This is a genomic window from Microbacterium sp. LS_15 (assembly GCF_041954735.1).
In the GTDB taxonomy this organism is placed as follows: Bacteria; Actinomycetota; Actinomycetes; order Actinomycetales; family Microbacteriaceae; genus Microbacterium.
Window position 1 is genome coordinate 14,647 of the sequence record NZ_JAVAYD010000009.1, and the last position, 18,444, is coordinate 33,090.

Here is an 18,444-nt window from a genome sequence, read left to right on the forward strand (position 1 = left end):
TCCGCCTCAGATCAGCGCGTCAGCGCGCACGCGGTCGTCGAGGACCTCGCGAATCAGCTCGCGCTCGCGATCCGTGGGTCCGTGCCCCGCGCGGACATGCTCGAGGAAGGCATCGATGCGCTCGACGTCGGATACCGCTCCGCGCAACCTGTCGACATAGGTGCGCGGCGTCTGATCGCCCGCTTCGGCCGGCTGATGCTGAACCATGGCGCAGTACGGGAAGTGCTCTCGCAGACGACGCATCGGCTCCGTCTGAGCGACCGCATCGGTGTACACCGCAGACACCCAGTGCTCGGCGTGCGCCTCGACGTTCGCGGTCGAGAGGATCTCGTCGAGCGTTCCCGTGAGGGTCACCAGCGGGCGAGGCACGGGCAGGCCGAGCCATGCCACCGTGGCGAGGCCGTCGGCGTCGAGGTCGACGAGCCACGACCCGCGCGGCTTGCTCTGCTCGCCGAAGCTGTAGTGCAGCGGTGCTCCCGAATAGCGCACCCGCTCGCTGACCTGCTGGCGTCCGTGGATGTGACCGAGCGCCACGTAGTCGGGACCGTCGAACACCGCGAGTGGAACGACGTCGAGACCGCCCTGGCGCACTTCGCGCTCGAGCCCGACGGTGGCGTCGACTCCCGCGGAGAAGCAGTGGGAGATCGCGACGGAGCGGCCGGGGTGGTCCCGCATGCCGCTGCGGACGAGGTCCATCGCGTGAGCGACGGTCTGCGCCTGCGTGCGCAGCTCGACATCCGGCCAGTGCTGGCGGACGACCGCCGGCTCGAGGTACGGGATGCCGAAGAACCGCACCAGCCCGTGCTCGTCTTCCACGGTGATGGGCGTGCCGATCGCGCGCGGGTCGGTGAGCACATGGATGCCGTCGCGCAGCAGCCGCGCCTGGAAACCCAGTCGTGCGGCCGAGTCGTGGTTGCCGCTCGTGACGATCACCCGCGCGCCCGTCTCACTCAGGGCGACGAGCGCGTCGCTGAGCAGGGTGTAGGCCGCGCCGGCCGGGGTCGCGGAGTCGAAGACGTCTCCCGCGATCACGACGACGTCGACAGCATGCTCGCGCACCTGCTCTGTGAGCGCTCCGAGCACCTCGGCCAGTGCGTCCATGGTGGAGTTGCCATGGAACGTGCGGCCGATGTGCCAGTCGGAGGTGTGCAGGATGCGCATACTCACACGGTACGAACCCCCACCGACATTCGTTCTGAGGCGTGCCGCCGACAGCGCGGAACGACCGCCGTTCCGGCGCGGTGGAGAGCGCGGAAGGTCCCCTGACCCACCCTCGTCACGACGGTCGGCACGCGGTGATGCGTGGTGCGCGATGCACGATCACCTGTGCGCCGTGCGGGGCTGCGCGATGCGATGCACGGGCTGCCCTCCGCCCACAGGTGCCGGACTTGCCCCTCCGGCTGGGGATGTGCCCGCCCCGTCGTGACTACCGACTTCCGCTCTACTCCTCCAGGTCGCTGGTCCAGTTCGCCTGCTGGATCCGGTTGTCCAGCTCCCGCAGGTCGCGCGCGGTGTCGTCGGCACGGACCCGCAGTGTCGCGACGGGCAGTGCGGCGAGCTGGCGCAGTTCGGAGCGCATCTGCCGGAAGCCCGGCGACGATGCGCCGGACGCCGCGGCTGCGGCATCCGTGAGAAGGGAGTGCTGCAGCCGTAGCACGTCGCGTGCGGCGAGCGCGTCGGTCATGGTGCCGTCCGCACCGAGGTCGAGCCGGGCGTTCGTGGCGTTGATGCGACGGATCAGGTCGCGCAACCGGTCGAGCGCCTCGTCGGCCTCGACGAGGAGTGCCGAGGCGTCTTCGGCCGGCTCCTCGCCCTCCTGGTATCGCGCGTTGGCGGTGATGCGGGCGCGCAGCTGCTCGATGCGGCGCTGCAGGTCGGCTCTGGCGGTGAGTGCCTCTGCGAGTCTCATGGCTTCATCCTCGCAGGGGGCGGTCGTGTAACACGGCGTCACACGACGGAACGTTCATCGGGAGCGCAGGAGTCCGGCGTGCTCGGGGTGCGCGGAGAACCAGTCGGCGACGTACCAGCACACCGCGTCGACCTTGCGATCGCCGCGCGACTCGATGTCGGCGACGGCCCCCTCGACGACAGTCCCCGCATAGCCGTGGCCCCGGAAAGTGGGGATCGTGAAGGCTCTCGTGAGAGCGATGGTGCGGCCGTCGTCACGGTAGTCGAGCACGCTCACGAGCTTGCCGTCGCGCGTCAGCGTGTACCGAGAGGCGTCCTTCTCATCGGTGAGGATGAAACCGGAGGCGAGTGTCGAGCTGGTCACGCCTCCACGTTACGCCGGCCACCCCTGCCGGGGCTCGTTTTGACATACGCGGACTTCTTCGGACATAATCCCTCCCATGACTACCAACGCAAGCCCTTTGTCCGCCCAGGAGGCGAACGGGACTGCCGGGATGATGATGCCCGGTCGCGTTGGCATGTGTTGCCGAATGTGTCGCTGAACGAACAGCCACTCCGTCTGACCTGACCTTTCGCGATCTGCGAGGTCCGGGTCTCCGAGCATCCACCCTTGCTCGCTCCTCCGGCTCGCCCGGTCATTCATGCAACGCATCAGAGCCCCTTCGGCTCACGTCCTGAGGACTTCATCATCATGTCGAACACCGCACTTCTCGAGCGTCCCTCCACCGCTGCCGCCCCGGCCCCCGCCGCCTCGGCACCGCTCGCCGCCGATCTGCCCGCCGTCCGCTCCCCGCGCGGCTTCGCCCTGTACGTCGGACTCGACGAGATCAAGGCCGCCGAAGCCGGCGTGAGCCTCCCGCTCCTCGTCGACGCCCTGCGCCGTACCCTCGCCGAGCTCGCACCCGGCGCCGAGACCCACGCCACCGTGGCGCTCGCCCCGCACGGATCCGGCGGGCGCGACCTCGACGTCGTGCGCCTCGCGCTGCACGAGCCCGGCGCGATCGCCCGCACCAAGGCGGCCGCCGAAGAGGAGACCACCGACGACGAGGGCGGCGTCGTCGTCGACATCTCCCGCAAGCGCGTCCTCATCGACGGCGAATCCGCCGCCTTCACGTACAAGGAGTTCGAGCTGCTGCAGTACCTCGTGCTCCGCGAGGGACGCACGATCGAGCGCAGCGAGCTCGTGTCCGCCCTGTGGCAGGCGCAGGACGACGAGACCCCCGGCGAGCGGACCATCGACGTGCACGTGCGTCGCCTCCGCGCGAAGCTCGGCCGCTACGAGGACATCGTGCGCACGGTGCGCGGCATCGGCTACCGCTTCGACCGCCACGCGGACGTCGTCATCCGCTACGGCCACGGAACGCCGTCGCCCGACCGCTTCTGATCCCGGTGTCAGGCCCGCCGCGTAGGGTGGGCGCATGACCCTGACGCAGGACGCCGCAGCCGCCGAGGCGGCAGCCGCCCCTCGTCGGGAATCGGTCTACCGGCCGGGACACCACGTCGACGTCCGGCGCACGGTGGGCATGCTGCGTCGCGGCCCGGGCGATCCCACCATGGTGTTCGACGGCGCCGTCATCTGGCGCGCGGTGCGCACCTCGCACGGAGCAGCCACGCTCGCTCTCCGCGCCGTCGGCGACGAGATCAGAGCGAGCGCGTGGGGCGCCGGCGCCGACGAGGCGCTCGAGACCGTGCCCGCCCTGTGCGGCGCAGACGACGACCCCACCGGATTCGACCCCTCCCACCACCCCTTCATCGCGGAGGTCGCTCGGCGGTCTCCTGGCATCCGCCTCGCGAGGACCGGCGAGGTGTTCGACGCCCTGGCCTGCGCCATCCTCGAGCAGAAGGTCACCGGTCTGGAGGCGTTCCGCGCCTGGCGTCTGCTCGTCACGAAGTTCGGCCACCGGGCCCCGGGCCCCGCTCCTCGCCCCCTGTACGCCGCGCCCACGGCATCCGAGTGGCATCGCATCCCGTCGTGGGAGTGGCACCGCGCCGGCGTCCAGCCCCCGCAGTCGAAGACGATCGTGAGATCCGCCGCGCGTGCCGACTCCGTCTCCCGCGCCTTCCTCTCCGCGACGACCGGCGACGACCGCGATCGGGTGCTCACGAGCCTCCCCGGGATCGGGGTGTGGACCTCCGCCGAGACCCGACTCCGCGCGCTGGGCGACCCCGACGCCGTGAGCGTCGGCGACTACCACCTCGCTCACGAGGTCGGCCACGCCCTCACCGGCCACCGCACCGACGACGATGGGATGCTCGAGCTCCTCGCCCCCTGGGCCGGCCACCGACAGCGCGTGATCCGCCTCATCTTCGCGAGCGGCGTCAGCGAACCGCGCCGAGGCCCGCGGCTCACCCCGGCCGACCACCGCCGGCACTGATCCCTGCACGACCCGCGGCGGCTCTAGGCTGAGATCATGTCACGCACCGCACTCCGCGTCTCGGTCACCGTCGGTCTGCTCGTCGCCGGCGTCGTGATCGGTCTCGTCTTCCAGAACGTGTGGCTCGGCATCCTGCTCGCGGCGATCGTCTGGCTGGGCTGGTTCCTCGGCTACGAGTCGCGGCGCGGTCGCAACGCCGGTGTGAACGACGAGGATCACGGCATAGAGCTCTGACCTCCGCCGACCGCACCGGTCAGTAGTACACGGCGAGCGGCCCGGCCGGCCCGTCGACCACCCGCACCGGAGTGTCGAACACCCGGGTGAGAACCTCGTCGGTCATGATCTCGGCCGGGGTGCCGAACTCGACGATCGCCCCGTCCTTCATGGCGCAGATGCGGTCGGCGTAGTGCCCCGCGAAGTTGATGTCGTGCAGCACGATGACGATCGTGCGTCCGAGCTCCTCGGCGGCCCGCCGGAGGTGCTTCATCATCTGCACCGCGTGCTTCATGTCGAGGTTGTTGAGCGGTTCGTCGAGCAGCACGAACTCCGTGTCCTGCGCGAGCACCATGGCGACGTACGCGCGCTGCCGTTGGCCACCCGACAGCTCGTCGATGAAGCGCTGCTCGAGGTCGGTCAGACCGAGGAAGTCGATCGCCTCCGAGATCCTGTCCTCGTCGAGCTGCGTGAGACGTCCACCGGAGTGCGGGTAGCGTCCGAAGCCGACGAGCTGACGCACGGTGAGCCGCGTCACGAAATGATTCTCCTGTCGGAGGATCGAGACGATCTTCGCGATCTGCTTCGAGGGCGTGCGCTGGATGTCGAGCCCGGCGATCTCGACCCGACCGTCGTCGGGGACGAGAAGCCGCCCGATCATGGTCAGCAGCGTCGACTTCCCCGCCCCGTTCGGACCGATCAGCGCGACGATTCCGCCGGAGGGCAGGTCGAGCGTGAGCGGTCCGATCTCGGTGTCGCTGCCGTAGCGGTGGACGAGTTCGCGGATGCTGATCACAGCCACCCCTTTCGGAGGATCACGACGAGGAAGACGAGCCCCCCGATCAGTTCGACGATGATCGTCGCCGCGCTGACCAGAGTGAACACGTGCTTGAGAAGGAAGTAGGCGAGCCCGAGCGCGACGTACCCCAGGAGCCAGGCCATCGGGAGCAGGAGCCGGTGATCGTAGGTGTCGGCGATCGCGTAGGCGAGCGTCGCGACGAGGAACCCGAGGAACGTCATCGGGCCGAACAACGAGGTGCTCATCGCCGACAGGACCGCGACCAGGGTGAGCACGAGCATGACCTGACGCTTGTGGTTCAGACCCAGGTTCGTGCTGATGTCGCGGCCGAGCCCGATGAGGTCGAGGCGCTTCGACAGCATCCAGATCGTCCCTCCGACGGCCGCGCAGACCGGGACGACGAACCAGAGGAAGTCGGTGTTCGCGTTCGTGATGCTGCCGAAGAGCCGCGCCGCGAGCACGTCGAACTCGTTGGGGTCGAGCATCTGCTGCAGGAAGGTCGACAGCGCGCCCATCCCCGTGCCGAGGATGATCCCGATCAGCAGCATCACGTGCAGATTCCCGAAGCGCCCGGACAGCAGCCACGAGTACAGAAGCACCGCGAACACCACCATGAGCGCGGACTGCAGCAGGAAGCGGGTGAACGGATCGAAGCCCGAGACCCCCGCGACGCCGAAGAAGAAGACGATCGCGGTCTGGATGAGGACGTACAGCGACTCGAACCCCATGATCGACGGAGTGATGATGCGGTTGTTCGTGGCGGTCTGGAACGCGACGGTCGCGAAAGCCTGGCAGAAGGTGACGACTGCGACGACGAGCACACCCGAGACGCGCATCCGAGAGATGCGCAGCCACCGCTCACTGAACGGCACGTACGGGTTGTCCCAGCACAGCAGGAGAGCGGTGATGACGACCGCGCCCACGATCAGCGCCGCGAGGGCGAACCGGTACCGCCGGCGGTGCGCGGGGTCGGCGAAGGATTGCGTGGTCCTCGCGGACGGACGGATGCCGAGGTCAGCTGACACGGATCCTCCTCGTGCGCAGGAGCATCGCGATGAAGACGGCGGAGCCGACGACGCCGAGCACGAGCGAGATGGGGACCTCGAACGGCATGATGACCGTCCGTCCGATCAGATCGCAGAGCGTGACGATCCAGATCCCGGTGAGGAACACCCACGGCAGATTCGAGCGGAGATCGTCTCCGCGCACCATCGCCACGAGGTTGGGGACGATGAGGCCGAGGAAGGGCAGGGCGCCGACGACCACCGTCACGACGCCGGTCGTCATGGCGACCAGTCCCACCCCCAGCAGCACGACGCGCTCGTAGTGGAGGCCGACGTTCGTCGCGATGTCGCGGCCGAGCCCGGCGACGGTGAATCGGTCGGCGGCGATCCACACCATGATCGAGACTCCCAGCACGATCCAGAGCGGTTCGTAGCGGCCGACCTCGATGCCGGTGAAGCGCCCCAGGAACCATCCCCCGATCACCTGGAGGAGGTTGAAGCGCAGGGCGAGGAACGTCGAGATCGCGCTCACCACGGCGCCGAACATGATGCCGACGATGGGCACGATCAGCGAGGACTTCAGCGTGACCCGACGCAGGAAGACGAAGAACACCAGTGTGCCGGCGAATGCGAAGACGATCGCCACCGCCATCTTCCCGACGATCCCGGATTCCGGCAGCAGGATGTACGTGACGAGGAGGCCGAGTCCCGCCCACTCCGTCGTGCCCACCGTCGTCGGTTCGACGAAGCGGTTCTGGGTCATGAGCTGCATGACCAGACCGGCCATGGCCATGCTCGCCCCCGCCAGCACGAGCGACGCCGTGCGCGGGATACGCGTGATCCACAGGAACTCGCCGCCGTCGCCGTCGGGGGCCGTGATGTCGGCGACGCCCGTGAAAAGCGAGAGGCCGATGAGCCCGACCGTCAGGACGAGGGCGAGCAGCAGCGGCCACGTGCGCCCCCAGTGGGAGCGTCGCCGCCCCCGCTCGGACGCTCCCGCCACCGCGTCGACGTTCGTGATGCGGCGAGGTGCGGGCTCGGCGGGTGTCGTCGAAGTCAAGGTTTCCCTCCGGACGGGGCGCTGCCACCACGCCTGGGGCACGGTGGCAGCGCGCGGTCGGAATCAGCGCGTCAGGCGGACTCGAACAGCTCGGTGAGCCCGTCGAGGACCGCGATGTACGCGAACACGTCCTCCGTCAGGTAGTAATCGGCCGGCATGCCCGAGATCGCCTCGTTGCGCACGGCGGGAACGTTCGCGAGGGCGGCCGACCCCGTGATGAGCTCCCGCGCCGGAACCACCGTCTGCCCCTCCTCCGACACAGCCGCATCGCGGTCGAGCACGAGCAGGTAGTCGGCGTTCGCCTGCGCGAGGGACTCGAGAGACACGTTGTCGCCGGTGTGGCCGGCGGAACCCTCGGCGTCGAGCGCCGGCGTCATCCCGACCAGATCGAAGAAGATGCTCGCTCCGCGCCCGTCCTTCGGGTTCGAGTAGTTGATCTCGCCGCCGGACGTGACGAGGCCCATGACGGTCCTCTCGGAGTCGTAGGCGGCCTTGGCATCATCGAGCGCGGTGTGGAACCGACCGATGAGCTCCTCCGCCTCGGCCGTGCGGTTGAAGATCTCGCCCATGAGCGTGATGCTGTCGACGACGTACTCGTCGGCCGACTGGTCCTCCGGCCCGGTCATCTCGACGAACGCCGCATCAGGCGCGGCATCCTTCACGCCCTGTGCCCTCTCCTCGCTGCTGAAGCGGTAGCCGTTGATGACAAGGTCGGGATCCGCCGCGACGATCTGCTCGAAATCGGGCTCGGTGTGGAGGCCGATGTTCAGGATGTCCGAGGAGTCCTTGAGGGGGTTCTCTGGACTGAACAGGTCGAGCGGTGCGACCGTGACGGGGAGATCCCAGTCGGCGGCCAGCTGGAAGAAGCGGTTGTCCGTGATCGCGACGCTGTCCGCGCTCTCGATCGTGACCTCGTTGCCGGCCATGTCGGTGACGGTGACGGGATAGTAGTCGTCGGCCGCCGTCGTCTCCGCGGCGTCAGGGGCGTCGGCGGAGGCGGCGCAGCCGCCGAGTGCGAGCACGGCGACGAGCCCGAAGGATGCCGCGGAGAGCGTTCTGGGCATGGACATGGAGAGGCTCCTGTTCTGCTGGGCGTCGCGCACGAGCGGCGCGGAATGGGCGGAGTAAGGCTCGCCTAACTCCTTCGAAGATAGGTTAGCCTTACTTTATGAGCGACACGCAATCCGGCTTCTCGATCGAGCGCCGCGGGCTCGACCTGCGGTTCCGCACCGTCACCCTCTCCTCTCGTGAGTGGCTGGCCCCCGACTACGTGCGTGTCCGAGTGACCGGCAGCGATCTCGCCGGCTTCGCCTCACTCGGTTCCGACGACCACATGCGCCTGTTCTTCCCCGCCGGTCCTGTGGGATCCGTCGAGGAGATGCGCGCCGCGCCGAGTCGCGAATACACGCCGCTCGCATGGGGAGACGACTGGCTCGACATCGAGTTCGCCGTCCACGGCGACACCGGCATAGCCGCCCCCTGGGCCGCGACCGCGCCGCTCGGCTCCTCCATCGGCGTGGGCGGCCCTCGCGGCTCCGCGGTGATCGACGGGCAGCCCGGTTCATGGTTCCTCGTCGGCGACGAGACGGCCATCCCGGCGATCCGTCGCTTCTCCGCGCTCATCCCCGACACGACGCCGGCGCGCATCGTCATCGAGACCGTCTCGGCCGGGCGGGAGATCGACATCGACGCACCGGTCGAGGTCGAGTGGCTCCACCGCGGAGCTGCCGCATCCGGTTCGGCCCTGATCGCCTTCCTCGACGGGCTGACCGAGGCGGATGCCGTCGGCTCCGACCCGTTCGTCTTCGTCGCCGCCGAGCAGTCGGTCGTGAAGCCCGGGCGCGCTCTGCTGGAACGCTGGGGCGTCGACGCCCGGAACGCAGTCGTCAAGGGCTACTGGAAGCACGGCGAAGCCGAGTACCACGCACCCCACTGACACGGACGCGGCGGCCTGACGGACCGGGCGCATCGAGTTCATGCACGACCCGCCGAGGGCGGGCTGACGCGCGCACTTCCTCTGCACCGACAGCCGATCTCGCGGCTTGTCCACGGCTCGTGGAATCTCGGAATCCGTTACGCCGGCCCCGTGTCAGACTCCCCTGATCGGTGCGACGATCGGGGTATGGGGTTCATGAACGATGCGCAGACCTGGACGATGATCGGCGTCGTCAGTGCGTTGCTGTTCGGCATGATCGGCGTCGTGTCGACGCTCTTCGTGAGGATACTCAGAGCCGAGATCGGCGGACTGCGCGGAGAGATGAACGCCCAGCTCAGCGGGCTCCGTGGCGAGATGAACGCCCGTTTCGACGCGGTCGACCGCCGGTTCGAGGTCGTGGACAGCCGGTTCGAGGTGGTCGACAGCCGCATCGACGCCCTGGTCACCCGCATCGACGGCATCGACCGCGATGTGCAGGCCCTCGTGAAGCGCACGTTCGGTCTCGATCGCGAGTGACACCGGTACCGAACACTTGACGCCCGGGCGTGTCGTCCCCTACCGTGGCAAAGCTGCGCCGATCGGCCCAGCACGTCAGCCGAGGAGACGACGGATGACCGCTCTGCGGAATCTTCCCATCGCAGCGGTGTCGTTGTTTCAGCAGAAGCACGATGACCGCTACGAGTCGTACCCTCCGGCGCGCGCCGTGTGACAGCATCCGCTCTCGCAACGCCCCGCACCGTCAGGTCCGGGGCGTTTTCCGTGTGGGAGACCCCTGACCTGTGACTGGACACCTCACAAGGAAAGGAATCATGGAGAGGCTCTCCGCACGGCTGCTGTCGTGGGCGTCTCTGATCGACGAGAAGACGCTCGATCAGGCGCGCACCACGGCTCGCATGCCGTTCATCCACCCGCACCTGGCGCTGATGCCGGACGCTCACCTCGGAAAGGGGGCGACGGTCGGCTCGGTCATCCCGACACTCGGCGCGATCATCCCCGCCGCCGTCGGCGTCGACATCGGATGCGGCATGATCGCCGTCCGCACCGCGTTCACGAGAAGCGACCTCGACGGTCGCGACCTCGCCGAGCTGCGGGAGCAGATCGAACGCGCCATCCCGCTGTCCGCCGGTCGCTACAACCGCAAGATCGTCGCGACCGCCGAGCCCCGGGTCGCCGAGCTCGAGCAGCTCGCCGAGAAGAACGGGTTCGACCCTGCGACGTACGCCGGGAACTGGCGCCTGCAGCTCGGCACGCTCGGATCCGGCAACCACTTCATCGAGGTCTCGGTGGACGAACTCGACCGCGTGTGGCTGTTCCTGCACTCGGGATCGCGGGGAGTGGGCAACCGGATCGCTGGCCACCACATCGGCGTCGCGCAGCGGCTCGCGGGACAGTGGTGGATCGATCTCCCCGACCCCGACCTGGCCTACCTCGTCGAGGGCACGCCCGAGTTCACCCGGTACATCAGGGAACTGCGGTGGGCTCAGCGCTTCGCCCTGCTGAACCGGGAGGAGATGATGGACCGCGTGATCCGCCAGGTCTCGGAGTTCCTCGGCTCGCCGGTGCAGGAGCAGGAGAGGATCAACTGCCACCACAATTTCACCGAGTCGGAGAAGCACTTCGGCAAGCAGGTCTGGGTGTCCCGGAAGGGAGCGATCCAGGCCGACCTCGGTCGGCCCGGCCTCATCCCCGGATCGATGGGAACCGCGTCGTATGTCGTCGAGGGCCTCGGGGATCCGCAGTCGTTGAACTCCTCGCCGCACGGCGCAGGCCGCGAGTACTCACGGTCAGCGGCGCGGCGCACCTTCTCCCACGAGCAGCTGCGCGAGGCGATGACGGGCATCGAGTTCCGCGACACCGACGCGTTCGTCGACGAGATCCCGCAGGCCTATAAGCCGATCGACCGGGTGATGGCGGATGCGGCGAGCCTGGTCTCGATCCGGCACACGCTGCGGCAGCTCGTGAATGTGAAGGGCGACTGAACGGAGGGGTGGACGACGCGCGACGTCGTCCACCCCTTCAGAGCACGGGCGCGGCGGTAGCCTCGGCATCCGTCCTGTCGGTGAAAGCGGTCTTCGGCAGGAAAGCGAGCAGTACGGCGGCCGCGAGGGCGGTCACGCCGCACACGACCCACACCGTCACGTAACCGGCGAACGATCCGGCTGTGCCCTCGACCGCGCCGGTGGCGCCGCCCAGGAGGGCGATTCCGAACACGCACGACGCGATCGCGCCGCCGACGGTCTTGACAGAGTTTGTGAGCCCCGTGGCGACGCCGGTCTGCGTCGCGGGAGCGGCCGACGCCGCCGCAGCGGGCAGCGCCGCCACCAGCGCTCCCGACCCGAGACCGACGACGATCATGTTCGCGACCACCTGCATGTACGCGGCGTGGAACGGCAGGAACAGGAGGAATCCGACGCCGACGAGCACCGAGGCGCCCATGAGCGTGATGCGCGGGGTGAGCGCACGGGCGATCACCGGGAACAGAAGGGCGCCGACGATCATGCCGATCAGGTAGATGCCGATGATCAGAGAGGTGGCGAATCCCGTGGTTCCGAGGCCGTACCCGTACATGTCCGGATCGGTCCGCGCGAACGTCGACAGAGGTGCCTGGGCACCCAGCACGCTGACGCCGAAGAGTCCTGCGGTGAGGAAGACCGGCCCGAGAGCCGGCGAGCGGAACATGCGCACGTCGATCAGCGGATCGTCGTTGCGGAGCTCCCACAGCACGAACGGGATCACGAGCAGGATACCGAGCAGCACCACGCCCCACGACAGCGGGTTGACGAGGCCGCCCTCCAGCCGCAGCAGGCTGAGTCCCCCCGTGAAGCAGATGAGTGCCAGCGAGATGAGGACCACGCCGACGGTGTCGAAGACGCCGCCGGCCGGTTCCGGCGACTCGGTCACCCCGAACAGGATGACGAAGAAGCACACCACGATGAGCAGCGCGGGAATGAGCAGCACGACGGTGAGCGGGAGCAGGTCGATGAGCGCGCCACCGGCGAGCGCTCCGATGATGGCCCCCGCCTCGAGCGCGGCGACCAGGAGTCCTGCTGCCTTTGCGGTGATCGAGGCGCGGCCCTCCAGACGACGGGCACGCGACCAGATCAGAGCGATCTCGAGCGGCAGCCACACGACGTAGAAGCCCATCAGCGTCCACCCGATGAGGAACACGGCGAACGAATCGGTGAAGGGCAGCACCATCGCGGCGGCAGCGGTCAGCGCGGTCGAGATCAGCAGCATCCGCTTGTGGCCGACCATGTCGCCGAGCTTCGCGAACGCCGGCACGACGAGCGCCGACAGCATCAGCTGCGTGCCCTCGAGCCAGTTGACGTCGGCGTCATGGATGCCGAGGTGCCGCGCGATGTCGCTGAGCATCGGGGTGTAGTACCCCTGCAGCACACCGCTGGTGAACTCGACGAAGGCGAGGAAGCCGACGACGGCGGCCAGAGTGCCCAGGGTGCGGGTGCGCGTCATCGCGACTCCTCGGTGACAAGGCGGGTCCGGTCGCGGGAGCGTCCGGGGACGGGTGAGATCACCCTAGCCGTTCGAGCAACGCTCGATGGAAGCGCTCGCCGCGCTCGAGAGCCGCGATCTCGACGTGCTCGTCGACCCCGTGGATCGAGGCCCGCTGCGTGTTCGACATCTCCAGCGGCGCGAAACGATAGACGGCCGGGGCGAAGCGGTGGAAGTGCCGGGAGTCGGTCGCCGCCATCATCACGTATGGCACGGCGGGGATGCCGGGGTGGGACACGGCGAGCGCGTCGGCGAGCAGAGCGAACTGCGCGTTGTCGACCGCCGACTCGGGCGAGGGCTCGCTGGCGTCGACCACCGTGACCGTGACGAGCGGATCGCGGATGCGGCGGCGCACCCTCAGCACGGTCTGCTGCGTCGTCTCCCCCAGCGCGATACGGAGGTTCACGGTCGCCGACGCCTGCGAGGGCAGGACGTTCGCGGCCGTGCCGCCGGACTGCATGGTCGGCGCCACAGTGGTGCGCACGAGAGCCGCGGCTTCTCCTCCGAGCGCCGCGAACACCCGCCCCGTCAGCCAGGGCGCACAGCCCAGCAGCCGCAGCAGGTGCCGGGCGGCGCCCGGCGTTTCGGCGGCGAACCGGGTCAGCATCCGCACGATCGCCGTCGAGACCCGCGGCCGGAAGGTCGTCGGCCCGAGGCGGTCCACCGCTCGCGCGACACGGCGCACGGCCGTCAGTGCCGGCGGCGCCGAAGCGTGGCCGCCGTCGCCGCGGGCAGAGAGCCTGAGCGTCATGACCCCCTTCTCGCCGACACCGATCATCGCGGCGCGACCGGGCACGAAGGGCAGCGGGGCGTCGACGACCGCACCTCCCTCGTCGATGACGAGCCACGGGACGATGCCGCGGTCGCGGAGGACGCGGGCGACCTCCTCCGCCGCGCGACCGAAGGTCTCCTCGTTGCCGCCGAACGAGAGGTAGACGTCTCGAGCAGGGGTGAACCCGTCGGCGAGGAGGTTCTCGACGGCTTCGAGCACGACGATGAGGGGGCCCTTGTCGTCGAGTGCGCCGCGCCCGTAGACGACGCCGTCGGCGACGACACCGGCGAAGGGCGGGTGGGTCCAGGCGTCGCTCTCGTCGACCGGCACCACGTCGTAGTGCGCCATGAGCACGACGGGGTCCTCCGGGCGCCCCGCGCGTCCCCGCCAGTGGAGGAGCAGCCCGGGGTCGGTGTGACGCTCGACGGTGAGAGCCTCGTGCGTCAACGGGTAGAGCTCGCGGAGGAGGGCGACGAAGTCCTCGAAGGGCTGCATCCCGCGCGCATCGAGCTCGGCCGACACCGTCGGAAGCTGGATCATCCGCGAGAGGCGGTCGGCGATTCCGGGGCGGGGATCTGTCACGAGGGCCATGGTATCGGCGGAGGCTCGTTCCGGAACGCGAGAGAATCGAGGAGTGAGCCTGTTCGCCTTCGCCCCGTCCCGCGGCCCGCGATGGCCCCTCGCCACACAGGCCGCACTGGGAATCGCCGCACCGATAGCCATCATGACGCTGCTCGGTCAGCCGTCACTCGGCTACATCGCGGCATCCGGAGCGTTCACGGTGCTGTTCGCCGGCTCGGCGCCGACGATCGACCGGGCACGCGTGCTTCCGTTCGTCGCCATCGGCCTCATCGCCAGCGCAGCGCTCGGCGTCGCCGCGTCGGGCAGCCCCTGGCTGGTGAGCATCGGTGTCGTGGTCGTCGCGATCGCCAGCGCCGCGCTGTCGTTCGGTTTCCGCCTGGGGCCGCCGGGTCCTCTGTTCTTCGTGCTCGTGTTCGGGCTCTCCGCCCACGTCGCCGCCAGTTCCCCCGTGGCGCCGCTCGTCTACCTGGCCGCCCTCGCCGGTGGGTGCGCCTTCTCGTACACGGTGGCGATGGCACCGCTGCTGCTCCCCCGCGCGCGGTCTGAGAGTGCGCGTCCGCTGCGCGAGCTGCTCCCCGGGCCGTCGCTCGACGCCGACTCGCGCCTGCTGCTTCTCCGCGTCGCCATCGTGGCGGTGCTCGGCGTGCTGCTCGGTCTCGTCGTCGACCCGGCCCGCACCTACTGGATCGTCGGGTCGGCCGTCGCGGTGATCGGCATCGCCGCAGCCCGCCGGGCGGCCGTGCAGCGGGGTCTGCATCGGATGCTGGGCACGCTCGTCGGCGCTGGCCTGTATGCGCTGCTCGCCCTCCTGCACCCGAGCGGGCTGTGGCTGGCGCTGCTGCTCGGCGCTCTGCAGTTCGCGATCGAACTCGTCGTCGTACGTCACTACGCGCTCGCGCTCGTCTTCATCACCCCGCTCGTGCTGCTCCTCACCGGGGCCGCCACCGGCGACATCGGCTCGATGGGCGTGGCCGGCGAGCGCATCGTCGACACCGTGGTCGGGGCGGCTCTCGGCGCCGCATCCGGTTTCCTGCATCCGCGCGCGACCGCGCAGGCGTGACTGCATCGGGAACAGCCGCGGGCGGCACCCTGTTCTCCCCCGTGTGAGAGGACGACGAGCATGGAGCTGACCCTGGTGACGTCCGCATTCTGCGGCGCCTGCGCGCGTACCCGCACGGTGCTCGCGGAAGCGACCCGTTATCTTCCGGACGCGACGGTGACCGAGATCGACGTGGCCCTCGACCCCGACGCCGCGGAAGCGCTCGACATCCGCTTCACGCCCACCGTCATCATCCGCGATGCCGAGGGAACGCAGGTGTTCCGCGCGGAGGGCGTGCCCACCGTGCCGCAGGTGCTCACCGCGGCGGTCAAGGCTCTGCCCTAGCGACAGCTCTTGCGCACGTGGCCGCCCGGTGCAGGACCCGGACCAGGCGGACCTCGTGATGCACGCCCAGCTCACGACCGATGACGGCCTCGTGCTCATGGCGGCGGACACGCCGAACGGGATGACGTACGAGGCTCCAGCCGGCATCTCGGTCTCGCTCAGCGGCAACACCCAGGCGCGCACGCAAGAGGTGTGGGACGCGCTGGCCGCGGGGGCGACGGTCACGATGCCGCTCGACATTCCGCCATGGGGAGGGACGTTCGGGATGCTCGTCGACCGCTTCGGCATCGCGTGGATGCTGCACGGCGCCCCCGAATGACGGGACCGCTGCGAGGCAGCCTGGCTCAGTGCAGCGCGTTCTCCGCGATGAAGGCGCGCAGGGCCTGCTCGTCGTCGGCCATCTCGGTCACGTGCTGCGGGGCGTCGAGCATCTCGCGGAGCTCGTCCGAGTAGTCGAGCTCGATGCCGATCGCCTCGCGGATCGTGTCGGCGAACTTCTGCGGCTTCGCCGTCTCGAGCACCAGCATGGGGACACCCGACTCGACGTACTCGCGGGCCACCTTCACACCATCGGCCGTGTGCGGGTCGATCACGTCGTCCGATGTCTCGTAGACCGAGCGGATCGTCGCGAGCCGATCGTCGTGCGTCGAGGTGCCGCTGACGATGCCGTACTCGTCGACGAAGCGCGCGAGATCGGCGGTGAAGTCGAAGTGGCCCTGCGTGTCGAGGTCGTTCCACGCGCTCACCACGCGGGCGGCATCGCGGCCGACGAGCTCGAAGATGAACCGCTCGAGGTTCGAGGCCTTCGAGATGTCCATCGACGGGCTCGAGGTCGCCAGGGTCTGCGCGGCGCTCCGCGGACGGTACACGCCCGTGCGGAAGAACTCGTCGAGCACGTTGTTCTCGTTCGCTGCCAGCACGAGGCGCCGGATCGGGAGCCCCATCTCCTTCGCGAAGAACCCGGAGAGGATGTTGCCGAAGTTGCCGGACGGAACCGTGAACGACACCTCGGTCCAGCCCCCGGCATCGGTCGCTCGCAACCACGCCCAGAAGTAGTAGACGACCTGCGCGGTGATGCGGGCGAGGTTGATCGAGTTCACCGCGCCCAGGTGCTGCGTCCGCTTGAAGTCGAGGTCGCCGGCGAGCGCCTTGACGAGGTTCTGGCAGTCGTCGAAGACGCCGTCGATCGCGATGTTGTGGATGTTGTCGTCGTCGAGGGAGAACATCTGCGCACGCTGGAACGTGCTCATGCGCCCCTGCGGCGACAGCATGAAGACCGAAATGCGGTCCTTGCCGCGCAGCGCGTGCTCGGCAGCCGATCCGGTGTCGCCCGAGGTCGCACCGAGCACGTTCAGCACGGCGCCCTTGCGCTCCAGCGCGTACTCGACGACCTGGCCGAGGAACTGCATAGCGAGGTCCTTGAACGCCAGCGTCGGGCCCTCGGAGAGTCCGACCAGCGTGAGGCCACCGTCGATCTCGCGGAGCGGCACGACCTCCTCGGGGAACGGCGCGTAGGCGGCCGCCGTCATTCGGGCGAGATCCTCGCGCGGGATGTCGGTGGCGAACAGTCCGAGCACCTCGGTCGCCAGCTGCGGGTAGGTGAGGGCGCGCCAGCGCTCCAGCGTCTCCCCGTCGACCGTCGGCATCACCTCGGGCACGGCGAGACCGCCGTCGGGTGCGAGGCCTTCGAGCAGCGTCTCGCAGTACGGCAGCGGCTGCATGCCGCCTCGGGTGGAGATGTACTGCACGGGAGCTCCTCGGTTCGGGATCGGCACGGGATCTCCATTGTCGCAGGTGAGCCGTCGGTGGTGTCACGATCGACGCCCTCCGCCGAGCGCGCGCCACAGTCCGGCCCACTCCTCGGCGCCGAGATCGCGCGGCAGACGCCGACCCGATGCACCCGCGTCGCGCAGGGCCGCTCGTGCGCGCGCAGCGCCGACCTGCGTCGCCGCGGACACCATCGCGGGCAGGCTCGCGCCCCGCGCGGTGAAGACGGCGCGCACGAAGGCGTCGTATGCTCGGCGGTCGCCCACCGGTACGAGCGGTTCGTCGCGACGGGCGATCGTGAGCAGCCCTCCGTCGACACTCGGCTGGGGCGCGAAGGCCCACGCCGGGATGCGACCCTCCAGCGCGACCGTGAACCACGGCGCGACCTGGGCGGTCATCATCGAACTGCCGCCGACGCCGGCGCGCTTGCGCGCGACCTCCCACTGGGTGAGCAGCACGGCATGCGTCCAGCGCCGTGACGACAGCACCCGACGCAGGATCGGGGTCGTCAGGTGGAACGGGATGTTCCCGACCACCACGTCGGCGTCGAGCGGATACTGCAGCGCATCTCCTGTGCGGACGGAGACGCGCGGCAGAGCGGCGTCGAGTCGGCGCGCTCTGTGCTCGTCGAGTTCGAGAGCCGTGAGGGGTCGGCACAGGCGCGCCAGCGGTCTGGTGAGGGCCCCGTCACCGGCTCCGAGTTCGAGAATCGACCCGGAGGTCGCTCCGACGAGGGCGACGATGCGGCGGATAGTGGGCGTGTGGGTGAGGAAGTTCTGGCCGAGCTCGTGGCGGCCGCCATGGTGTGAACGAGGCATGAGTGCGCTCCGGAAGAGTGATCGGAGCACCTCTGGAGGGTGGACGCGAAGCGTCGGGAGACAGCCCGTCCCGAGGTGCGTTGACATCTCTAGGGACGGCGCGCTGATGCGTGCGGATGCGAGCGCGCCGTCAGGCGCGGCGGTCGCGGAACACGGCGATGCGCCCCATCACGGGCGCGCTGTCTATCATGCGTGCCATCGTACCCGACGGACCGCGACGGGCGTCGCGCGGCGATCGCCGACGAACTCCTTGACGGCGTGCGACCGACGCGGCTAGGTTGGACAACACCATTCTGACAGCGTTGTCATACCCCGG

General features: G+C 69.3%; 20 protein-coding genes. 9 read left to right on the forward strand and 11 right to left on the reverse strand.

Annotation, left to right across the window (positions count from 1 at the left end; translation table 11 throughout):
- Window positions 1-6: 6 nt before the first annotated feature.
- From RAC69_RS11905 to RAC69_RS11915, 3 genes are all read right to left on the reverse strand, one after another.
- Window positions 7-1,161: an exonuclease SbcCD subunit D gene (locus RAC69_RS11905; protein ID WP_375086986.1), complete on the reverse strand. Its 1,155-nt coding sequence runs from the start codon at window positions 1,159-1,161 to the stop codon at window positions 7-9.
- Window positions 1,162-1,441: 280 nt separating this feature from the next.
- Window positions 1,442-1,909, reverse strand: a complete 468-nt coding sequence (locus tag RAC69_RS11910; protein WP_341935440.1) for a DIP1984 family protein — start codon at window positions 1,907-1,909, stop codon at window positions 1,442-1,444.
- Between the two features lie 54 nt (window positions 1,910-1,963).
- On the reverse strand, window positions 1,964-2,272 hold the full coding sequence (locus RAC69_RS11915) for a GNAT family N-acetyltransferase (protein ID WP_341935441.1): 309 nt from the start codon (window positions 2,270-2,272) through the stop codon (window positions 1,964-1,966).
- A gap of 327 nt (window positions 2,273-2,599) precedes the next feature.
- Here RAC69_RS11915 and RAC69_RS11920 point away from each other — a divergent pair, with 327 nt between their 5' ends.
- From RAC69_RS11920 to RAC69_RS11930, 3 genes are read left to right on the forward strand one after another with little or no spacing between them, the layout of a single operon-like run.
- On the forward strand, window positions 2,600-3,292 hold the full coding sequence (locus tag RAC69_RS11920; RefSeq protein ID WP_375086987.1) for a winged helix-turn-helix domain-containing protein: 693 nt from the start codon (window positions 2,600-2,602) through the stop codon (window positions 3,290-3,292).
- A 34-nt stretch (window positions 3,293-3,326) separates the two neighbouring features.
- The gene (locus tag RAC69_RS11925) at window positions 3,327-4,283 is read left to right on the forward strand and encodes a DNA-3-methyladenine glycosylase family protein (RefSeq protein ID WP_375086988.1); all 957 of its coding nucleotides are present in this window, start codon (window positions 3,327-3,329) and stop codon (window positions 4,281-4,283) included.
- A gap of 36 nt (window positions 4,284-4,319) precedes the next feature.
- Complete coding sequence (locus RAC69_RS11930) at window positions 4,320-4,517, forward strand: hypothetical protein (RefSeq protein ID WP_251589022.1); 198 nt, start codon at window positions 4,320-4,322, stop codon at window positions 4,515-4,517.
- A gap of 19 nt (window positions 4,518-4,536) precedes the next feature.
- Here RAC69_RS11930 and RAC69_RS11935 read toward each other — a convergent pair whose 3' ends face one another.
- From RAC69_RS11935 to RAC69_RS11950, 4 genes are all read right to left on the reverse strand, one after another.
- Window positions 4,537-5,292, reverse strand: a complete 756-nt coding sequence (locus RAC69_RS11935; protein ID WP_375086989.1) for an ABC transporter ATP-binding protein — start codon at window positions 5,290-5,292, stop codon at window positions 4,537-4,539.
- Entirely contained in the window at window positions 5,289-6,320 is a 1,032-nt protein-coding gene (locus RAC69_RS11940; protein WP_375086990.1) for an iron chelate uptake ABC transporter family permease subunit, read from the reverse strand. Before RAC69_RS11940 ends, RAC69_RS11935 begins: the two co-directional genes overlap by 4 nt.
- Window positions 6,310-7,359 (reverse strand): ABC transporter permease, encoded by a 1,050-nt coding sequence (locus RAC69_RS11945; protein WP_375086991.1) that lies wholly within the window; start codon window positions 7,357-7,359, stop codon window positions 6,310-6,312. Before RAC69_RS11945 ends, RAC69_RS11940 begins: the two co-directional genes overlap by 11 nt.
- 71 nt (window positions 7,360-7,430) lie before the next feature.
- Window positions 7,431-8,429 (reverse strand): ABC transporter substrate-binding protein, encoded by a 999-nt coding sequence (locus RAC69_RS11950; RefSeq protein ID WP_375086992.1) that lies wholly within the window; start codon window positions 8,427-8,429, stop codon window positions 7,431-7,433.
- A 98-nt stretch (window positions 8,430-8,527) separates the two neighbouring features.
- On the opposite strand from RAC69_RS11950, the gene RAC69_RS11955 reads away from it, so the two are divergent.
- The 3 genes from RAC69_RS11955 to RAC69_RS11965 all read left to right on the forward strand — a co-directional run bounded on the left by RAC69_RS11955 (window position 8,528) and on the right by RAC69_RS11965 (window position 11,274).
- Complete coding sequence (locus tag RAC69_RS11955) at window positions 8,528-9,295, forward strand: siderophore-interacting protein (RefSeq protein WP_375086993.1); 768 nt, start codon at window positions 8,528-8,530, stop codon at window positions 9,293-9,295.
- Window positions 9,296-9,481: 186 nt separating this feature from the next.
- Window positions 9,482-9,811 (forward strand): hypothetical protein, encoded by a 330-nt coding sequence (locus RAC69_RS11960; protein ID WP_375086994.1) that lies wholly within the window; start codon window positions 9,482-9,484, stop codon window positions 9,809-9,811.
- Between the two features lie 293 nt (window positions 9,812-10,104).
- A complete protein-coding gene (locus RAC69_RS11965) occupies window positions 10,105-11,274 on the forward strand; it encodes an RtcB family protein (protein WP_375086995.1) in 1,170 nt (389 codons plus the stop codon).
- Window positions 11,275-11,311: 37 nt separating this feature from the next.
- Here RAC69_RS11965 and RAC69_RS11970 read toward each other — a convergent pair whose 3' ends face one another.
- Entirely contained in the window at window positions 11,312-12,766 is a 1,455-nt protein-coding gene (locus tag RAC69_RS11970) for an MFS transporter (RefSeq protein ID WP_375086996.1), read from the reverse strand.
- Window positions 12,767-12,824: 58 nt separating this feature from the next.
- The gene (locus RAC69_RS11975) at window positions 12,825-14,159 is read right to left on the reverse strand and encodes a M20/M25/M40 family metallo-hydrolase (protein WP_375086997.1); all 1,335 of its coding nucleotides are present in this window, start codon (window positions 14,157-14,159) and stop codon (window positions 12,825-12,827) included.
- Window positions 14,160-14,211: 52 nt separating this feature from the next.
- Here RAC69_RS11975 and RAC69_RS11980 point away from each other — a divergent pair, with 52 nt between their 5' ends.
- The 3 genes from RAC69_RS11980 to RAC69_RS11990 are packed head-to-tail and all read left to right on the forward strand — an operon-like array spanning window position 14,212 to window position 15,862.
- Window positions 14,212-15,219: an FUSC family protein gene (locus RAC69_RS11980; protein ID WP_375086998.1), complete on the forward strand. Its 1,008-nt coding sequence runs from the start codon at window positions 14,212-14,214 to the stop codon at window positions 15,217-15,219.
- A 60-nt stretch (window positions 15,220-15,279) separates the two neighbouring features.
- Window positions 15,280-15,543, forward strand: coding sequence for a glutaredoxin family protein (locus tag RAC69_RS11985; RefSeq protein WP_375086999.1), 264 nt, complete (start codon window positions 15,280-15,282; stop codon window positions 15,541-15,543).
- Window positions 15,458-15,862 (forward strand): VOC family protein, encoded by a 405-nt coding sequence (locus tag RAC69_RS11990; RefSeq protein WP_375087000.1) that lies wholly within the window; start codon window positions 15,458-15,460, stop codon window positions 15,860-15,862. Before RAC69_RS11985 ends, RAC69_RS11990 begins: the two co-directional genes overlap by 86 nt.
- A gap of 25 nt (window positions 15,863-15,887) precedes the next feature.
- On the opposite strand, the gene thrC is transcribed toward RAC69_RS11990, so the two are convergent.
- Together thrC and erm are read right to left on the reverse strand one after the other, a co-directional pair.
- Window positions 15,888-17,291, reverse strand: coding sequence for a threonine synthase (thrC, locus tag RAC69_RS11995; RefSeq protein ID WP_375087001.1), 1,404 nt, complete (start codon window positions 17,289-17,291; stop codon window positions 15,888-15,890).
- 63 nt (window positions 17,292-17,354) lie between these two features.
- A complete protein-coding gene (erm, locus tag RAC69_RS12000; RefSeq protein ID WP_375087002.1) occupies window positions 17,355-18,128 on the reverse strand; it encodes a 23S ribosomal RNA methyltransferase Erm in 774 nt (257 codons plus the stop codon).
- Between the last annotated feature and the right edge of the window lie 316 nt (window positions 18,129-18,444).

Bases quoted from the DNA above. Each gene is read 5' to 3' on its own strand.
- RAC69_RS11905 (WP_375086986.1), bottom strand. From the start codon at position 1,161: ATGCGCATCCTGCACACCTCCGACTGGCACATCGGCCGCACGTTCCAT.
- RAC69_RS11910 (WP_341935440.1), bottom strand. From the start codon at position 1,909: ATGAGACTCGCAGAGGCACTCACCGCCAGAGCCGACCTGCAGCGCCGC.
- RAC69_RS11920 (WP_375086987.1), top strand. From the start codon at position 2,600: ATGTCGAACACCGCACTTCTCGAGCGTCCCTCCACCGCTGCCGCCCCG.
- RAC69_RS11925 (WP_375086988.1), top strand. From the start codon at position 3,327: ATGACCCTGACGCAGGACGCCGCAGCCGCCGAGGCGGCAGCCGCCCCT.
- RAC69_RS11930 (WP_251589022.1), top strand. From the start codon at position 4,320: ATGTCACGCACCGCACTCCGCGTCTCGGTCACCGTCGGTCTGCTCGTC.
- RAC69_RS11950 (WP_375086992.1), bottom strand. From the start codon at position 8,429: ATGTCCATGCCCAGAACGCTCTCCGCGGCATCCTTCGGGCTCGTCGCC.
- RAC69_RS11955 (WP_375086993.1), top strand. From the start codon at position 8,528: ATGAGCGACACGCAATCCGGCTTCTCGATCGAGCGCCGCGGGCTCGAC.
- RAC69_RS11960 (WP_375086994.1), top strand. From the start codon at position 9,482: ATGGGGTTCATGAACGATGCGCAGACCTGGACGATGATCGGCGTCGTC.
- RAC69_RS11965 (WP_375086995.1), top strand. From the start codon at position 10,105: ATGGAGAGGCTCTCCGCACGGCTGCTGTCGTGGGCGTCTCTGATCGAC.
- RAC69_RS11970 (WP_375086996.1), bottom strand. From the start codon at position 12,766: ATGACGCGCACCCGCACCCTGGGCACTCTGGCCGCCGTCGTCGGCTTC.
- RAC69_RS11985 (WP_375086999.1), top strand. From the start codon at position 15,280: ATGGAGCTGACCCTGGTGACGTCCGCATTCTGCGGCGCCTGCGCGCGT.
- RAC69_RS11990 (WP_375087000.1), top strand. From the start codon at position 15,458: ATGCCGAGGGAACGCAGGTGTTCCGCGCGGAGGGCGTGCCCACCGTGC.
- erm (WP_375087002.1), bottom strand. From the start codon at position 18,128: ATGCCTCGTTCACACCATGGCGGCCGCCACGAGCTCGGCCAGAACTTC.